Source organism: Ancylobacter gelatini (genome assembly GCF_022601675.1).
Taxonomy (GTDB): domain Bacteria; phylum Pseudomonadota; class Alphaproteobacteria; order Rhizobiales; family Xanthobacteraceae; genus Ancylobacter; species Ancylobacter gelatini.
This window is the reverse complement of the sequence record NZ_JAKVIL010000016.1, coordinates 49,623-67,101: the sequence shown is the minus strand read 5'-3', so window position 1 is coordinate 67,101 and position 17,479 is coordinate 49,623. Positions and strand designations below refer to the sequence as shown.

14 protein-coding genes are annotated in these 17,479 nt (G+C 65.6%); 2 read left to right on the top strand and 12 right to left on the bottom strand.

Annotated elements, in window-relative coordinates:
* Positions 1-279 precede the first annotated feature (279 nt).
* A complete protein-coding gene (locus MKI84_RS20495; protein WP_241622126.1) occupies positions 280-966 on the bottom strand; it encodes a GntR family transcriptional regulator in 687 nt (228 codons plus the stop codon).
* Between the two features lie 325 nt (positions 967-1,291).
* Here MKI84_RS20495 and MKI84_RS20490 point away from each other — a divergent pair, with 325 nt between their 5' ends.
* Together MKI84_RS20490 and MKI84_RS20485 are read left to right on the top strand one after the other, a co-directional pair.
* Positions 1,292-2,662: an aminotransferase family protein gene (locus tag MKI84_RS20490; protein ID WP_241622125.1), complete on the top strand. Its 1,371-nt coding sequence runs from the start codon at positions 1,292-1,294 to the stop codon at positions 2,660-2,662.
* Positions 2,663-2,793: 131 nt separating this feature from the next.
* Positions 2,794-3,651, top strand: a complete 858-nt coding sequence (locus tag MKI84_RS20485) for a DMT family transporter (RefSeq protein ID WP_241622124.1) — start codon at positions 2,794-2,796, stop codon at positions 3,649-3,651.
* Between the two features lie 43 nt (positions 3,652-3,694).
* Here MKI84_RS20485 and MKI84_RS20480 read toward each other — a convergent pair whose 3' ends face one another.
* The 11 genes from MKI84_RS20480 to MKI84_RS20430 all read right to left on the bottom strand — a co-directional run bounded on the left by MKI84_RS20480 (position 3,695) and on the right by MKI84_RS20430 (position 17,106).
* Complete coding sequence (locus tag MKI84_RS20480; protein ID WP_241622123.1) at positions 3,695-4,621, bottom strand: aminotransferase class IV; 927 nt, start codon at positions 4,619-4,621, stop codon at positions 3,695-3,697.
* A gap of 41 nt (positions 4,622-4,662) precedes the next feature.
* On the bottom strand, positions 4,663-5,451 hold the full coding sequence (locus tag MKI84_RS20475; protein ID WP_241622122.1) for an ABC transporter permease: 789 nt from the start codon (positions 5,449-5,451) through the stop codon (positions 4,663-4,665).
* Positions 5,451-6,587 carry an ABC transporter permease gene (locus MKI84_RS20470; protein ID WP_425353872.1) on the bottom strand — a complete coding sequence of 379 codons (1,137 nt, stop codon included), beginning with the start codon at positions 6,585-6,587 and terminating at the stop codon, positions 5,451-5,453. Before MKI84_RS20470 ends, MKI84_RS20475 begins: the two co-directional genes overlap by 1 nt.
* A 44-nt stretch (positions 6,588-6,631) precedes the next feature.
* Entirely contained in the window at positions 6,632-7,699 is a 1,068-nt protein-coding gene (locus MKI84_RS20465) for an ABC transporter ATP-binding protein (RefSeq protein ID WP_241622121.1), read from the bottom strand.
* Between the two features lie 171 nt (positions 7,700-7,870).
* The gene (locus MKI84_RS20460) at positions 7,871-8,926 is read right to left on the bottom strand and encodes an ABC transporter substrate-binding protein (RefSeq protein ID WP_241622120.1); all 1,056 of its coding nucleotides are present in this window, start codon (positions 8,924-8,926) and stop codon (positions 7,871-7,873) included.
* Positions 8,927-8,973: 47 nt separating this feature from the next.
* Positions 8,974-10,359: an aspartate aminotransferase family protein gene (locus MKI84_RS20455; protein WP_241622119.1), complete on the bottom strand. Its 1,386-nt coding sequence runs from the start codon at positions 10,357-10,359 to the stop codon at positions 8,974-8,976.
* Positions 10,360-10,808: 449 nt separating this feature from the next.
* A complete protein-coding gene (locus MKI84_RS20450) occupies positions 10,809-11,372 on the bottom strand; it encodes a cytochrome b (RefSeq protein ID WP_241622118.1) in 564 nt (187 codons plus the stop codon).
* Positions 11,369-12,454 carry a catalase family peroxidase gene (locus MKI84_RS20445; protein ID WP_241622117.1) on the bottom strand — a complete coding sequence of 362 codons (1,086 nt, stop codon included), beginning with the start codon at positions 12,452-12,454 and terminating at the stop codon, positions 11,369-11,371. Before MKI84_RS20445 ends, MKI84_RS20450 begins: the two co-directional genes overlap by 4 nt.
* Before the next feature lie 313 nt (positions 12,455-12,767).
* Positions 12,768-13,646: a choline kinase family protein gene (locus tag MKI84_RS20440; RefSeq protein WP_241622116.1), complete on the bottom strand. Its 879-nt coding sequence runs from the start codon at positions 13,644-13,646 to the stop codon at positions 12,768-12,770.
* A 135-nt stretch (positions 13,647-13,781) separates the two neighbouring features.
* Positions 13,782-16,232 (bottom strand): GcvT family protein, encoded by a 2,451-nt coding sequence (locus MKI84_RS20435; protein ID WP_241622115.1) that lies wholly within the window; start codon positions 16,230-16,232, stop codon positions 13,782-13,784.
* A gap of 112 nt (positions 16,233-16,344) precedes the next feature.
* Positions 16,345-17,106: a DeoR/GlpR family DNA-binding transcription regulator gene (locus MKI84_RS20430; RefSeq protein WP_241622114.1), complete on the bottom strand. Its 762-nt coding sequence runs from the start codon at positions 17,104-17,106 to the stop codon at positions 16,345-16,347.
* Positions 17,107-17,479: the final 373 nt, after the last annotated feature.

Sequence of the window (17,479 nt, the reverse complement as noted above, 5' to 3'; positions counted from 1 at the left end):
GATCAACCAGAGGAGCGTCAGCACCGCGTCAGCGGCGCGCCCCGTCGATGGCCGCTTTATAGGACCCTCCATCCCCGCATGTCAACACGACTTTTCAGAAATTCGTCACATCAAACACGCTGTGGAAAACAAGAAGGGCGGCGACGCTGGAGTCGTTATTTATCAAGGCATTACCGGAAAATTGTGTGCCCGGCGGCCCGAAACGCCCGGCATTTGCGATGAAATTCCGACAGTCCGCTCCCCTCTCCCTGGGATCGGGAAGCGTCTGGTATCCCGGGCTCAGAATGCCCGCTTCAGCGTCCAGCCGAGGCGGCTATAGAGGTAGCGTTGATAGCTCAGCACATCGACCCGCCTCAGGTCGCGCACCCGCGAACCGTCGCGCGTGCGCAGCGCCAGCACGATCTCCTGCATGATCTGGTTGGTGAACTGCAGGAAGGACGGGTCCGTCTCGGCCGGCGTGTGCAGCGCCAGCGCCATCATCGGCGCACCGCGCAGCCGCATGGTGCGGATCAGGGACGCCAGAAGGGGTGAGCCGCAGTTCTCGGAGACGAAGAACGCCCAGTTATGGATGGAGCGCATATGCTCCGCCGGCGAGCCATGAAACTGCGCGTGGCGCGACGCGGCGGTTAGCTCATGCAATTCGTCGAACGCCGCGTCCGGCGCGTGCAGCGTGAACAGCGCGGCTGCCTCGCCCTCGATCAGCGAACGCACCGACCAGACCTCGTCACACAGATGCTGTTCCAGGAGCGGCACCTGGATGGTGCGCGCAGGCGTCACCTCAAGCGCGTCGTCAGCCACCAGTCGGGCCACAGCCTCGCGCACCGGCTGCATGCTGGTGCCATAGGTGGTGGCGAGCGAGCGCAGCGATACCTTGGCGCCCGGCAGCATGTTGCCATCCAGCATGTCCTGCCGGATCGCGGAATAGACCTGATCCGAAAGCGTGCTGGTTCCGTTGAGTAGCGCCACTCGTTCCCCCACCTTGACGTCCGGCTGGTCCGCCTTGCGCGGCTACCGGATTCTCACCTCGGCCGATGCTCTCCTTAGGAGCTTTTCCGTCGCGATGAAATCCTCCGTTCATCGCACGAGCGGCGCCGAAGCCCCTCAATCACGCAACCGCAACGCTTTGATATGTGATCACATATTCACCGAACGGCGCAAGTGCGACAGAAAAACAGCATGTTCGGCTGAATTAAAGCGATTCGTCTGCGAAAACGGCGCGTCTATTGACGCCCCGGCGATTGCACATATAGCCTCGCGGGCAATCTGTGATCACACTATCGGGAAAAAAGCGATGAACGTGCTCGCGCCGGGGTCGAATCAGGTCGGCAATGCCGTCCTGCTGCCGTTTTCCAACCTGCAGACGCTGCGCGAGCAGCGCCCGCTGATGTTCGTGGGCGGCAAGGGCATCTATACATTTGACGAGACCGGCCGCGATTATATCGAGGCGGTCTCGACCTTTTATTGCGTCAACCTCGGCTTCAGCGACGAGGAACTGATCGAGGCGGCTATCCAGCAGCTTCGCGCGCTGCCCATGTACCCGTCGGGCATCCACCGCACGGTTCCGGTGGTGATGGAGCTCGCCGAGCGCCTTGCCGAGGCCTCTCCGGTACGCGGCGGTCATGTGATGTTTGCCACCACGGGCTCGGAAGCCAATGACCAGCTCGTGAAGTTCACCTGGTACGCAAATCGGGTGGCCGGCGAGCCCCAGCGCCGCAAGATCATCTCCCGCCGCGCCTCCTATCATGGCGGCACCATCGCCACGACCGCGCTGGGCGGCAGCGCCGCGCTCCAGGAAGCTTTCGGCATCCGCACCGATGACAGCCTGTTCGTCTCGCATCCGACCTGGCCGATCGGCGCCCTGCCGGGTGAGACCGAGGACGCCTATTGCGACCGCCTCGTCGAGGAGCTGCGCCGGACCATCGAGGCCGCCGGCCCCGAGACCGTCGCCGCCATGATCGCCGAACCGGTGTCGGTGTCGTCGGGCATGTTTCCGCCGCCGAAGGGTTATTTCACGAAGGTGAAGGCGGTGCTCGACGAGTACGGCATCCGGCTCTATGCCGACGAGGTGGTCACCGGCTTCGGGCGCACCGGAAAGATGTGGGGCAGCCAGACCTTCGGCGTCGAGCCGGACTGCATCAGCTGCGCCAAGGGCCTGTCGGGCGCCTATCAGCCGATCTCGGCCGTGGTGATGTCGGACGCGTTCTACAGCTTCCTGGAAGAGGGCTCCAACTCTGCCGGCATCTTCAACCATGGCAGTACCTATGGCGGCCACCCGGTTTCCGCGGCGGTCGCGCTCAAGGTGCTCGACATCTTCGAGAAGCGGAACATTCTGGGCCATGTTCAGTCCGTCATGCCCGTTTGGCAGAAGGCCCTGGCCAGCCTTGAGGACCATCCCTTCGTCACGGCCACGCGCTGCGTGGGTCTCGCCGGCGCGGTGCAGCTTGCCCGTCCCGGCGAGGGGAAGGCTTCGGCCTCGCCCTCGCTAACCCCGGGCGGCCTTGCCCAACAGGTCTATGAGGCGGGCCTTGCCGCCGGCGTCGTGGTGCGCCCGCTTCAGGGCTCGATCGTGCTGGCACCGCCGCTGATCATCACCGAAGCCGAGATCGGCGAACTGGCGCGCCGCCTGCGCCTGGCGCTGGACACGGTGCTGGCCGCCGGCTGAGGTGGCCGGTGCGGCACGCCCGCGCTTAACTATACCGGCCGGCAGAAGGGGTCTCCCCTCCCGCCGGCATTGCCCGTCTTCGGCGCCTGAGCGCGGAGACCCTTCGGACGCTTCGCGGACCCATCGCCATCATGCGTTTCACCGACAAGCTGCTCGCCATCGGCGTCGTCGCTTGCTGGGCGGGCAATCTCGTGCTCGTCAAGCAAGGCGTCACCGAGATCCCGCCTATGCTGATGAGCGTGATGCGCTTTGCGCTGGTGGCCGCCCTCCTCGTGCCGTTCACGCGAATTGAGCGCCAGCATCTGCGCTGGCTGGCGCTGGCCTCGGTCACCTTCGGCACGCTGCATTTCGGCATGCTGTTCGTGGCGCTCAGCCTTGCGGAAGTGGGCACCAGCACGGTTCTGATGCAGCTCGGCGCGCCGATGGCGAGCCTCATGGCCTGCGCCACATTCGGAGAACGGTTGCGTCCGGCGGCGCTGGCGGGGCTTGCCCTGACCATTGCCGGCGTACTTGCGCTGTCATTCGGCCCGGGCTTTCCGGCCCCGCTCCCCTTCGCGCTGCTGCTGGCCAGCGCCGCCGGCTGGGCGGTGACCAATCTGATCATCAAGGCCATGCCGCGCATCGATCCGCTGGCCTTTACCGGCTGGTCGGCGCTGTTCAGCGTGCCGCAGCTCGCGCTGCTCACTCTGCTGTTCGAGCCGCATGGGATGGACAGCCTTGCCACGGCGGGACCCCATGGCTGGGGCGCGCTGGCCTATAGCGTGGTGATGTCCTCGGTTCTGGCCTATTGGGTCTGGTATTCGCTGCTGGAGCGCAACCCGGTCACGGCGGTCGTGCCGTTTTCGATGCTCAACCCGGTCATGACCATCAGCATGGGCGCGTTGTTTTTCGCCGAACCCGTGCCACCGATGAAGATTTTCGGAACAGCCCTGATCCTGGCCGGCGTCATCCTGGTGCTGCGCCGCCCGCTGCGCATCGCCGCCACCTGACCTCGGGCGTGAACAGGGCGCCGCTCGCCGCGGCGCCCTGCCCTCACAGGATTTCAGTGCCGTGCCAGCCCTGCGCACGCTTCGCCCAGAAGGCTTCCTTCAGCTTCATCGACAGCGGGCCCGGCCGGTCATTGCCCATGATACGGCCATTGATGCGGGAGGCCGGCATGACCCCGCCAGCCGTGGTGCAGGTGAATATCTCGTCGGCATTGACGAACTCGTCCTCCGAGACCTGGCGCACCTCCAACGGCAACCCCAGTTCTTCGCACAATTCCATCACCGATTTGCGTGTGATGCCGTCGAGCCCGCCACGGATCGGCGTCGCCACGACGCCATCGGTGATCGAGAAGACGTTGAAGCCCGGACCTTCGGTGACATTGCCGTCATGGTCCAGCAACACCGCGAAATCGGCGCCGGCGGCCTTGGCCTCGAACATGCCTTCGGTGAGGTCGCCCCACATGAAATTTTTCACGCGCGGATCGAAGGAATCGACGGGAATCTTGCGCACCTTCGGGATCATCAGATGCACGCCGCGCATGTCCATCTCCGAGGTGACGATGGAAATCCACGGCACCGCGGAGCACGACAGATAGGCGCGGCACGAGGCGGGATGGCGCAGCGCGCCGGGCGCGGGTGAGGCCCGAAGGCACTCCATCGAGACATAGGCGTCCCGCACATCCGCCATCAGCACCAGCTTCATCAGGATATCGCGGATCTCCTCGTCGCTTTCCGGCGGGTCCATGTGGATCGCGGTCATCGAGGCGCGGAAGCGCTTGATGTGGTCGTCGAGCCGGAAGAACCGGCCGTCCTTCACGCCCACCACGTCATAGGTCACGTCGGAGCGGCGATAGCCCCAGTGCGTCACCGGGATCTTCGCCTCTGAGAGCGGCATGAAGCTGCCGTCGAGATAGGCCGCCGCACCGGCATATTTGCCGCGCAGCGCGGTCCGTTCGGTGGTCACCGCATCCATGGTTGGGTTCCTCGCAGGGCTTAGGAGATCATAGGGCGCGTTTAGCTGGCGGTGCCGCCGACGCGCCGGCGCATGAGCAGGACCAGCGCCATGAGCACGATGGTGCCGGCTATGAAGAGAAAGGCCGCCGCGGCGATCGCCGGGCTGATGTTGTCGCGCAGTTCGGCGAACATCTGCCGCGCGATGGTCCGCTGGCCGGGACCGGCGAGGAATATGTTCAACACCACCTCGTCCAGTGATACCGCGAAGGCGAGCACGGCCCCGGTAAGGATGCCAGGCATGGCGAGCGGCAGCGTGACGTGCAGGAGCGTCGCCGCCGGCCCGGCGCCGAGGCTGGCGGCTGCCAGCTCCAGCCGGCTGTCCATTCCTTGCAGCGAGTTGGTCACGCTCACCATCACCAGCGGGATCGCGATCACGGTGTGGGCGATGATCATGCCGAGATAGGTGCTCGACAATCCGAACCGGGCGTAGAGGATCTGCAATCCCACACCCAGCACCACCGCCGGCACCACCATGGGCAGCAGAAACAGGGTGGAGAGCGGGGCGGAGACGAAACGCAGCTTCTCGCGCAGGCCGAGCGAGGCCAGCCCGCCCAGCACCGTCGACAGGATCGTGGTGCCGATGCCGATGATCAGGCTGTTGACGATCGCCGCCCGCCACACCGGGTTGGTCACCAGCACGTCGAACCAGCGCAGCGAGAAGGACGGGATCGGGTAGATGAGGAACAGGCTGGAGGTGAAGGCCAGAGGCAGGATCACCAGCAGCGGCAGCAGCAGGAAGCTGACGGCCAGCAGGCCGAAGACGGCGGGTATGAGCTTTCCAGGGCGCATCACATCCTCCCGCCAATGCTGTTGCGGCCCGAGAGCTGGGCATAGACAACGTAAAGCACCAGCGTGATCGCCAGCAGCACCATGCCGAGCGCGCTCGCCATGCTCCAATTCGCGGTCTGTGTGGAATAGAAGGCGATGATGGCGCTGATCATCTGGTCGCCGGCGCCGCCGACGAGGGCCGGGGTGATATAGTAGCCAACCGCCGTCATGAACACGAGCAGCATGCCCGAGACCACGCCGCGCAGGCTCAGTGGCAGCATGACATGGACGAAGGCCCGGAGCGGGTGCGCCCCGAGCGAGGTCGCCGCCGGCATCAGATTGGTCGGGATTGTCACCAGCACGCTGTAAATCGGCAGCACCATCAGCGGCAGCAGCACATGGGTCATGGCGATCACCACGCCGGTGCGGTTGAAGATCAGCGCCAGCGGCGAGGCGATGACCCCGGTACTGAGCAGGAAGCCGTTGATCAGCCCCTGTTCCTGCAGAAGGATGAACCAGGCAGCGGTGCGCACCAGCAGCGACGTCCACAGCGGCAGCAGCACGGCAGCGAGCAGGATGGCCCGCGTTGTCCCGGTGGAAGCGGCGATCAGCAGCGCATAGGGGTAGCCGATCAGCACGCAGAACAAGGTCACGAGGCCGGCGATCCAGAAGGTGCGGCCGAAGATCAGCCGATTGGCGGAGGAGCCCTCGGGCATCTGGGTGATGTCGCCAGTGGCATCGCGCTCGAGATCGACGGCCGCCAGCAGGTAGCGATCGGTCCTCGGTTCAAGCGCATCAGCAATGGCGATCCAGTAGGGCGGCTGCATCCAGCGTTTGTCGACCGGCGCCAGCAGCGGCCCGGTCTCGGGCTTCGCAACCGCCGAGATGGTCTTGCTCATCAGGGTGCGGAAGCCGGACTGCGCGCTGTTGAGCCGCCGCACCATGTCGCCGACCGCCTTCTCGTCGGTGGCCGCGCGTAAATCCGCAATCAACGCGGCCTGCATCGCCTCGCTCGGCGGCGAGGCGCGGTCCCAGCCGGCGACCTCATCGGCGGTGCGCGGCAATATCTGCAGCACCGCAGTGTCGGAGACCGACTGCTTGACCATGATCACCAGCGGCCAGACGAAGAACACGGCGATGAAGAGCGCCATCGGCATGACCAACAGGAAGGCGCGAGTCCTGCGATTCCACAACCGTGCCATCATGGCGCGATCACCCAGCAGTCATCGGCGGCGAAGGTGGCGTGAAGCCGCGCGCCCTGCGGCCACTCCGCCGCGCGCCGGTCGCGGCGGGCGATGAAACGCTGGCCGGCGCCCTGAAGCTGAACGCGGAAATGGTCGCCCTGATAGATGGTGTCGCTGACCGTGACCGGGAAGCTGTTGGCGGCGGCCGGCGGGTCGGAAAGCTCGACCTTTTCCGGGCGGATCGTCACCAGCACCTTTGCGCCGCGCTCCAGCCCGTCGCGCGCCCGCACCCGCATCATGCAGCCATCGGAAAGCCGGACCATGGCCTCGTCCCCCTCCCGGCCGGCGATCTCGCCCTCCATCAGGTTGGTCTCGCCGATGAACTCGGCGACGAAGCGGGTGGCGGGGTGGTCGTAGATCATGCGCGGCGTGTCGATCTGCTCGATGCGCCCCTTGTTGAAGACCGCGATGCGGTCCGACATGGTGAGCGCCTCGGACTGGTCATGGGTCACGAACACGATGGTCAGACCGAGACGGGCATGCAGTTCGCGGATGTCGAGTTGCATCTGCTCGCGCAACTGCTTGTCGAGCGCGCCGAGCGGCTCGTCCATCAGCACGACGCCCGGCTCGAACACCAGAGCGCGGGCAAGGGCGACGCGCTGCTGCTGGCCGCCGGAAAGCTGTGAAGGCTTGCGATCCTTCATGGTGGAAAGCTGCACCATGTCGAGCGCGCGCTCAACCCGCTCGCGGATATCCGAGCGGCCGAAGCCGCGCATCTTCAGCGGGAACGCAACGTTCTGCGCCACGCTCATGTGGGGAAACAGCGCGTAGCTCTGGAACACCACCCCCATGTTGCGCTTGTGCGAGGGGATGTCGTTGATCATGTTGCCGTCGACATAGATCGTGCCCTCTGACGCGTCCTGAAAGCCGGCGAGCATCATCAGAATCGTCGTCTTGCCTGAGCCGGACGGCCCCAGCAGGCTGAGGAATTCGCCCCGGATGATGTCGAGACGCAGATTGTCGACCACGCGGAGCGAACCGTAGGTCTTGGTCACGCCGTCGAGGCGGATATGAAAGTCAGCCACTAGCAATCTCCAGTCGAAGCCCCGCCCCGCCGGCAGGAGCCGGGCCGGGACGCGCTGCGGGGCGCGAGTGTCGGGCGCCAGCGGCCGAAGTCGCGGGCGTGGGAAGCGGTCGCGCCCGGGCCGCTTCGCGCCCGCAAGGGCGTGGGAAGCAACCCGGGAACGGCGTCGGCGTCAGCGCGTGGCGAGCCAGGCGTTGAAGCGCTGGGTCAGGCTTTCATTGTTGTCGATCCAGAAGTCGACGCCGAGCGGCAAGGCACCCTTGAGGTTGTCGACATTGGTCGGCAGGTTCTTCTCCAGCTCCGGCGGCACCTCGGCGGCAGCCTTCTTGTTGGTGATGCCGTAGGCCACGTATTTCGGCATCTTGGCCTGGTTCTCGGGCTGGCTCATGAAAGCGATCGCCTTCTGGGCGGCCTCCTTGTTGGCGGAGCCTTTGAGGATCACCCAGCTATCGGTGGCAACGACGTTGCCGGGCCACACGAAGACGAACTTCTTGCCTTCCTTGGCGTTCACATTGGAGACGCGCCCGTTATAGGCCGCGCTCATCGCGACTTCGCCCGAGGCGAGATACTGGATCGGCTGCGCGCCGGCTTCCCACCAGATCAGGTTGGGGCCGAGCTCTTCCAGCTTCTTGAAAGCGCGATCGACACCCTCCGGGGTCGCCAGAACCTCATAGACCTTGTCGGCCGGCACGCCGTCGCCCATCAACGCGAATTCCAGCGTGTATTTCGGGCCTTTGCGCAGCGCGCGCTTGCCGGGATACTTCTTGAGGTCCCAGAAATCGACCCAGCTCTTGGGACCATCCGGCAGCTTCTCGGAATCATAGGCGAGGCCAGTGCCCGAGGTCAGCGTGCCGATGCCGCAATCGCTGACGCTCTCCTCGAGGAAGTCTTCCTTGGGGCCGATCTGTGCCCAGTCGAGCTTCTCATAGATGCCGTCCGCGCAGCCGAGCACCAGTTCCTCGGATTCGACCTGCACAACGTCCCAATTCGGATTGCCGGCATTCACCTTGGACTGCAGGACGCCGTAGCCGCCGTCCCAGGAATCCTCCAGCACCTTGATGCCTTCCTTCGCAGCGAACGGCTTGAAATAGGCCTCGCGCTGGCCATCCTGCGTCGCGCCGCCCCAGCCCACGATGGTGAGGTCGCCCGCGAGGCCGGGAGTTGCCGCAAAGGCCAGGATCGCGGCCGACACGAGGCCGAAGCCGCGGATTCCGTTCTTGATGGTCATGCTGTTCTCCTGTGGATGATCTTGCGTGTTTGTGGGGGGCCGACGGCTCACGCCGGCTCCAGAGTGGCCGCGAGCGAGGCGGCAACATCGTCCAATGCCTGGGTGAACAGCTCGAGCAGCGCGTCCACTTCAGCGATGGTGATGATGAGAGGCGGCGAGAAGCCGACGGTATCGACCATGGCGCGCGTCAGCACGCCGAGTTCCTGAAGCCGCGTGTTGACCAGCACGCCGAGCGCGCCCGGCTGGCCGGGGATCGCGGTCTTTGTCTCCTTGTCGAGCACCAGTTCAACCGCCGCGATCAGACCGACCCCGCGCACATTGCCGACCAGCGGATGATCGGCGAGCTTGGCGAGACCCGCGCGCAGATGCGCGCCTGAACGCGCGGCGTTCTCGACCAGCTTGTCCTCCTCGATGATACGCAGCACCTCGACCGCGGCGGCGGCCGCCACCGGATGGCCGCTCGCCGTGAAGCCGTGGCCGAGAATGCCGAGATCGCCGCTCTGTTCGATGATCGGGGCGACGGTCTTCTCGTTCACCATCACCGCCGAGATCGGCAGATAGGCCGAGGAGAGTTGCTTGGAGAGCGTCATGATGTCCGGCTCGATACCGAGCGTGGTCGAGCCGAACATGGTGCCGGTGCGCCCGAAGCCGCAGATCACCTCGTCGGCGATGGTCAGGATGTCGTATTTGCGCAGCACCGCCTGCATTTTGGGCCAATAGTCCATCGGCGGAACGATCACCCCGCCGCCGCCCATGACCGGCTCGCCGATGAACGCCGCGATGGTCTCCGGCCCTTCAGCGAGGATCAGCGCCTCCAGTTCCTCGGCGAGGCGGGTGGCGAATGCGCTTTCGCTCTCTCCCGGCAGGGCGTTGCGATAATGATCCGGCGCGGTGACGCGCAGCACGCCATCGAACACCAGATCGAAGCCGCGATGGTTGCCCGGCAGGCCTGTCAGGCACGAGGCCGCGGCGGTGAGACCGTGGAAGGCGCGCTCGCGGGCGATGAACTTCTTCTTCTCCGGCTGACCCATGGCGTTGGAGCGGTACCAGACCAGCTTCATCACCGTGTCGACCGCCTCGGAGCCGGAATTCGTGAAGAACACCTTGCTCATCGGCACAGGTGCCATTGCGATCAGCTTTTCGGCGAGGTCCACCACCGGTCCGTGCGAGCGATGGGCGAAGGTGTGATAATAGGGCAGCGTCTTCATCTGCTTGTAGACCGCATCGGCGACGCGATCGTCGCTGAAGCCCAGCCCCGCGCACCACAGGCCCGCCAGCGCCTCGATATATTTCCGACCCGAGGCATCAAAGACATGGATGCCCTCGCCCCGCTCGATGACGAGCGGCCCGGCCTCCAGATGCTTCTTGGCATTGGTCGCCGGATGCAGATGAAAGGCGATATCACGCGCCTCGACCGAGTTGGGGATAGGCATATTGGCTCCTCGACGGATTGCCCTGCAAAGCGGCAGACGCAGCATGCAGAGCGGTTAAATTGTGATCACAGCAATCTGAAATGACTGAAATACCAACGAAATTTCCTGAAAGCCGGCGTCGGTTTTCATTTATTTCACGCAGATAGTCGGATTTAAGAGATAATGTGATCACAGATTATAGCGTTAATCTCCAGTAGCTTGTGCTCGTGTTCGAGCTAAGAACATTCCTCGCAAAAGCCGTTCCACTTCGCCCGGATCGCGATCCGTCTTTCGTCTCGATGGCGGAAAATGATTGCGGCAAAGGTCTAACCCGGGGGCAGACAGCGGGGCGCGGGGCGCCGGCACGTCACTGGACGCAAACGCAAAATCGCCGCGCCCAGCCATGAACCGGGCGCAGCGCAGCGTTAGAAGGTCGCAGATCGGAAAGGCGGGTCCGGCCGCCCTACGGGCTATTCGCCGGGGGCGATCCCCCGGTCGGAGCGCACCGAGGCCATGCTCTCAAGCACGCCGTCGCGCCGTACCAGGCCGTGGAACAGCGCCGCAGACAGGTGCACCAGCACCAGCGCGAACAGGGCGAAGGCCAGATAGACATGTGCGCTCCACAGCAGTGTGTGCAGTGCATCGCTTTGGGGCACGATCGCCGGCAGCCGGAAGCCCCCGAGCAGCACGATCGGGTAGCCGCCAGCGGACAGCATCGCCCAACCGATCAGCGGCATGCTGATCATCAGGGCATAAAGCGCGTAATGTGACAGATGGGCGGCGAGTTTCATCGGCACGGGCAGGTCGGCCGGCAGCGAGGGCGCGCCCTGTACGAAACGCACCGCAAGCCGGACCACCGCAAGTAGCAGAATGGCGATGCCGAGAGTCTTATGGGTCGCGAGCAGCGGCACATAGGCCGGCATCACTGTCGAGACCATGCCGACCCCGATGAACAGCATCGCCAGTATCGCCACGGCCATCAGCCAGTGAAGCGTGCGCTGCAGAAGGGTGAACCGGCTCGCATCCTGGCTCATGGCGTGGCAGCTCCGGACTGGGAGGAGGCGGCGGCCGCAGCCGGCTGACGGGGGTAGTCCTTCGCTTCGGCCGTGCGCAGATTGAAGGAGCGCGCATAGGCTGCCGAGCGGGCGGCGGGGAACGGGTCATCCGAGACCGCGATGCCGTCCGGCAGGATGGTCGGGTCGAAATTGACGTCGCGGCACGGTCCGTCGGCCTCGGCCTCGATCCGATCGACCACCAGCGTTCCGGCCTCGACTGTGCGACGTTCCGCCGGCCAGGCCTTGCTCGGGTCACTGGTGGGATCGCCGGGCTCGGCGACCGTTAACAACAGCTTCCAGCTCTGCGGCGCGGCCGTGACGCGCGTGGCGATCTCGTTTTCCAGATGATCGGGTCCAAGCGCGGCGAGTTGCGCGTCGGTGAGCGGGGTCACCAGCGCGTCCGGCACAAGCGCCCAGCGCACGGCATGGGTCTGGCCCTGCGCATTGCTGAACAGGAAGGCGTTCAGGCTGTGAAACGCATCCTCGGCATAGCTGGCCGTGTAGGGCGCGCTCTTGGCCCAGGCCACGAAGTTGGGAAATTCCGGGTGGGCGGCGATAAAGGCCGGCATCGCGCCCGCATCCTTGCTGTGCGACGCGGTCAGCAGGGCATAGAAGGCCTCCGGTGTCGCCACCGGAAACACGGGCGGGTCGATCATCGCCGCCCGCCACACCTGCCCGTCCGGCGCGGTGATCTGCAATCCCATGCCGCGCACCCGCACCGTGGCGTCGGGCGCGTTCGGATCCGGCGTGCCCAGATTGAAGCGGCCGAGCACCGGAAAAGTCCCGCTTGCCAGCATCGGCGCCCGCGACAACGAGGCTGCATCTCCGGTCGAGCGGAACTCGCCGGTGAAGCAGATACCCTTGGCATGATTGCGCCGGTGGCCGAGCGCGGGACCTCCGGGCGGCGCCAGCGCCCCGACCAATCGCGTCGGGGTCAACCGGTCCGGCGACAGGAAGCCACCGGTATAGGCGAAGGCGCCAGCACCTAGGGCCACGACCCCGCCGATAAGCGCGAGGGAGGCCAGCACGGCGGGCGCCGACGGTGGCGGTCGTTCGGCCATGGACGTCTCCGTGAGCCATCGACCCGCCGCCCGGAGGGCGACTGCCGACTTCCTGACTTCAACCTAAAACGCAGCCTTGCTGGGAGATTACCGGAACGCACGGCCTTTGCCTATTCTACGTCGCGCGGCGTCGGTCAGCACCTGATCTTGAGCAGAGCCCCCCGCATGCCCGCTACCCAGCTATTCGCGGCGCGGGTACGGGGGAGAGAGCCATGGCGTCGAGGAGGCTCGGAAGATGGCGTGCTCCTCAAGCGCGATCCCTAGGGAACCGTCCAAGCGCCCGCGCCGACCGAGGGAAACCACGCCGGCCGGTTCAACGCTCCATCGCGTCGAGTTCCGCAGCCGCGCGCGCCAGCCGCGCGAGGTTCTCTGCCGTATAGGCGCAGTAGTCGAAATCGATGGTGGAATGCTGCTCCGAGACCATGCTCCACAACGATTCACGCAGGAGCGAGGCGACCAGCATCGCCTGCAGCCTGACCCGAAGCGCGTCATCCGGCGCACGGCCGTAATAGAGACCGAGCATCTCGTCGCGCTGGGCCGCGTCGAAGCCGTTGTTGGAGGCGAGCCCACCGAGATCGAACAGCGGCATATTGAACCCGCCGTAATCCCAGTCGATCAGCCACAGCCGCGCGCCGTCATCGATGAAATTGGCCGGAAGCAGGTCGTTATGGGTGAACGCCACCTCGCTCGGCCCCACCCGCGCCTCGACCCGCTCGGCGAGCGCGGCAAAGCCCGGCAGATCATCCGCCAGCCGATGGCCGCCGTCGCGCAGCGTGTGGAGGTAGGCGCGAAGGACATGGAAGGTCCAGAACGCCAGCGCCGGCCCACGCAACTCGCGCGTGACCTCGACATGAGCGCGGCGCACCAGTTCGACCACGCGAGGGAGATTCGCGCGCACATCCGCCTCGCCATAGGTGCGGCCCTCGATGAAATCGATGATCAGCAGCCCCGGCTCGGCGTGGCGCAGCGCCGGTGAAATGCCGGCCGCTTCGGCCGCCCGCGCCGCCGCCAGCTCGTTGAAACGCATGACATTGTGCAGCGGGATGTCGTCGCCCAACCGCACCACATAGGTCGCCCCGGCATCCTCCACCACGAAATTGGTGTTGGTGATGCCGCCACCCAGCGGGCGCGGCTCAACCTTGGTGCGCCACAGTGGAAGAGCGCGGATGCGATCGGCGGGGCTCTGCGACATGGCGGCTATCCGTTGGGCGGCAAGGAGGCGTGGTGCCGGCAGACAAGGCAATGCGCGTGCCGCCGCCACGCGCACCATCGCGCCGTCATGGCGGGCCCGGCGCCCTCTCTGGATCGAGGAGAGGGCATTGCCGCCTCACCCGAACATCCGCGCATTATCAGGGTCATACAGCGCCCCGAGATGGATCGTCGCCGGGACCCGCTCCATGGCGACCTCCAGCTCATAGCTGCCGGACAGCAGGAAATCGTCATCGAGCCCGCCTTCCGCACGGCGCACATAGCCGTGGCCGATCGGCAGCCCGACCGTCGGCCCGACGCCGGCGGAGGACAGCCAGCCCATGCGCTCGCCATTGCGATAGATGGTCTCGCGGCCGAGCAGGATGACGTTCGGGTCCGCGACCGTGAAACCGGCGAGACGCTTCTTCAATGGCTGGCCTGCCTTGGTCTCCAGCGCGGCGCGCCCGATGAAATCCCGGCCCGTGCCCGGCTGCACCGCCCAGCTCAGGCCCGCCTCGAACGGCGTATGGTCCGGCCCGACATCCGAGCCAGAGGCCCAGTAACCCTTTTCCAGACGCAAGGTTTCCAGCGCGCGATAGCCGATATTGGTCATCGCGAACTCCTCGCCGGCCGCCATCAGCGCCTCATACACCGTCAGCGCGAATTCGGTGGGCAGGTGCAGCTCATAGCCCAATTCGCCGGCATAGGTGAGCCGCAGCGCCCGCACCGGCGCGCCGGCCAGGCGGATCTCGCGAAGGCTCGCATAGGGGAAGCCGGCATTCGACACGTCGTCGCGCGTGAGCTTCTCCAGCAGCTTGCGCGAGTTCGGCCCGATCAGCGTCAGCACCGCATAGGCGGAGGTGATGTCGACCAGGTGGGCATCGAGGCCGGCGGGGATATTCCGGCGGATCCAGTCGAAATCATGGGTCGCCGCGCCGGTGCCGGCGATCACGTAATAGGAAGTGGGCGACAGCCTTGCGACGGTGACGTCGCATTCGATGCCGCCGCGTTCATTCAGCATCGGCGCGTAGGTCACGCTGCCCTCGGGGCCGGAGACGTCCGCCGCGCTGATAAAGGACAGCGCCGCCTCGGCATCGCTTCCGACCAGCAGGAACTTGGCGAAGGAGCTTTGATCGAGGATGGCCAGAGAAGCCCGCGCCGCGCGGTTCTCCCGCGCCACCGGGTCGGACCAGTTCGGACGGCCATAAGTATAGATGTCGCGAGCTTCCTCGCCCTCGGCGGCGAACCAGTTCGGCCGCTCCCAGCCGAGCTTCTCGCCGAATACCGCGCCCTGCGCCTTCAGCCGGTCATAGAGTGGGGAGCGGCGCAGCGGGCGGCCGGAGGCATGCTCCTCATGCGGCCAGGCGATGGTGTAGTGCTTGCCATAGGCTTCAAGCGTGCGCGCACGCACCCAGCCGACATCCTGATGGTTACGCCCGAAGCGCAGAATATCCACCGGCGACAGGTCGTAGGGCGGCCGGCCATTTCCCGCGATCCATTCCGCCAGCGCCTTGCCCGCCCCGCCGCCGGAGGCGATGCCGAAGGCGTTGAAGCCGGCGCCGACATAAAAGCCGGTCAGCTCGGGCGCCTGCCCGAGGATGAAATTGCCGTCCGGGGTAAAGCTCTCCGGGCCGTTGATCAGTTCCTTGATGCCGGCGGTCTCCAGCGCCGGGACGCGGCCGAGCGCCAGCTCCATGATCGGCTCGAAATGATCGAAATTTGAGGGCAGCAGCTGGAAATTGAAGCCCTCCGGGATGCCGTCTGCCGCCCAGCCGATCGGGTTCGGCTCATAGCCGCCCATGACGAGGCCGCCGACCTCCTCCTTGTAATAGGTCAGCCGGTCCGGGTCGCGCAGCGTCGGCAGGTTGGGGGTCACGCCCTCGATGCGTTCCGTGATCATGTACTGGTGCTCGACCGACACGAGCGGAACGTTCACGCCGGCCATGGCACCGATCTCGCGAGCCCATTGCCCGGCGCAGTTCACCACGATCTCGCAGGCGATCGACCCGCGCGAGGTCTCGACGCTGACCACCCTTCCGGCCTTCACCGTCAGCCCTGTAACCAGCGTATCCTCATGAATTGTAACGCCTTTCATCCGCGCGCCGCGGGCAAGCGAGGCGGTGATATCGGAGGGGTTGGCCTGCCCGTCGGTCGGGAGGAAGGCCGCACCGACCACGTCGGAGATGTCCATCAGCGGCCACAGTTCCTGCGCCTCCTTCGGGGTCAGCAGGTGCATTTCGAGGCCGAAGGAGCGGGCGGTGGTGGCCTGGCGCTTGACCTCGGTCCAGCGCTCCTGATTGCAGGCGAGACGCAGGCCGCCATTCATTTTCCAGCCGGTCGCGAGCCCGGTCTCTTCCTCTAAGGTACGGTAAAGCTTGACGGATTCGCCGAGTAGCTGGGTGATGCCGGCATTGGAGCGCAGCTGCCCGACGAGGCCCGCGGCGTGGAAGGTCGAGCCCGAGGTCAGCTTGTGCTTCTCGATCAGCACTGTGTCGAAAAAGCCAAGCTTGCCAAGATGATAGGCGGTCGAGGCTCCGATGATTCCGCCGCCGATGATGACGATCTGGGCCTGGGTGGGGAAGGCGGACATCTGGCGGCTCCGAAAAATCAGGGCATGAAGGACGGCAGCGAAGGTCAGCGGGCGGGCGGCGACATGTCAACAGATTTCCACATAATGACACATTTTATGTGGCTCTTCGCGCTCATTCCTGCGGATAGATGGTCCGCACCCCCGCCTCGCGGCACTGCGCCTGGAAGCTTTCCGGCGGCGGGCCGTCGCTGATGATGGCGTTGACCGCCTTCAGCGGGCACACCTTCACCGACGCCTCGCGGCCGAATTTCGTGCGGTCGGCGATCACCCAGGTCTCCTGCGCCTGCGCCATCGCCGCGCGCGAGAACTCGGCCTCGAAGAGGTGGAAATCCGCCAGTTCCCCGGCCCGCGTGATCGCGCCCACCGAGAGCAGCGCATAACGCAGCTGGAACTGGCCGATGAAGGCGAGCGCCGAGGCGCCGAACGCCGCCGCATCCTCCCCGCCCAATTCGCCGCCGGCCATGAACACGCGATTGCCGTTCCGCGAGGCCAGCCGGAACGCGATCTGCGCGGAATGCGTGACCACGGTGAGCCTTGAGCGTGCCGCCAGCGCGTCCGCGACATAGGCGGAGGTGGTGCCATTATCGAGGAACAGGCTGTCGCCATCCTCGATGCGCTCGCGCACCAGCGTGGCGATCGCCCATTTCGCCTCCTTGTTCACCTGCATGCGGCGCTGGAACGGCGGCTCCTCGGCGAGGTCGGGCATCATGATGCCGCCATGGAAGCGCAGCAGAGCGCCCTCCTCGATCAGGGGCTGGATGTTGCGCCGCACCGTCTCGGTGGAGACGCCGAGCCGCGCCGCCAGCTCGACGATCGAGCAGCTTCCGCTGGCCTGCACCACCCGCAATATGTCGCCACGGCGCTTGATGGACATGGAGCCGCCTCCCCGAACGTGCCAGGCACAAATCAACGAAACTCCACATTTTCTAGCAGAACTTCCGCAGTTTGCGAGGGGCTCCCGGCGCCGCGCGGCGCCGATACGCCGCGCCGATAGGCCGCCGATGGCCATGATCGGCGGGAAATCGGCGCAAATCGGCGCGCCGCTTCATGGGAGAGAAAACACGTTTCCTACGAAGAAATTTTATTGACAGGAAAAACGCTCGGTGCGAGCTTTTCGTCTCAAGGCCACGGCGCGCACCCGCCGCCTGTCGTGACGGGTGGTCCAGCTTTACGCGTTCGCCGCCGCCGACATCGTGACCGCCGCGTTCGCCACCATTTCATCTCAGGCTAGCAGAACCAGGGTTTCC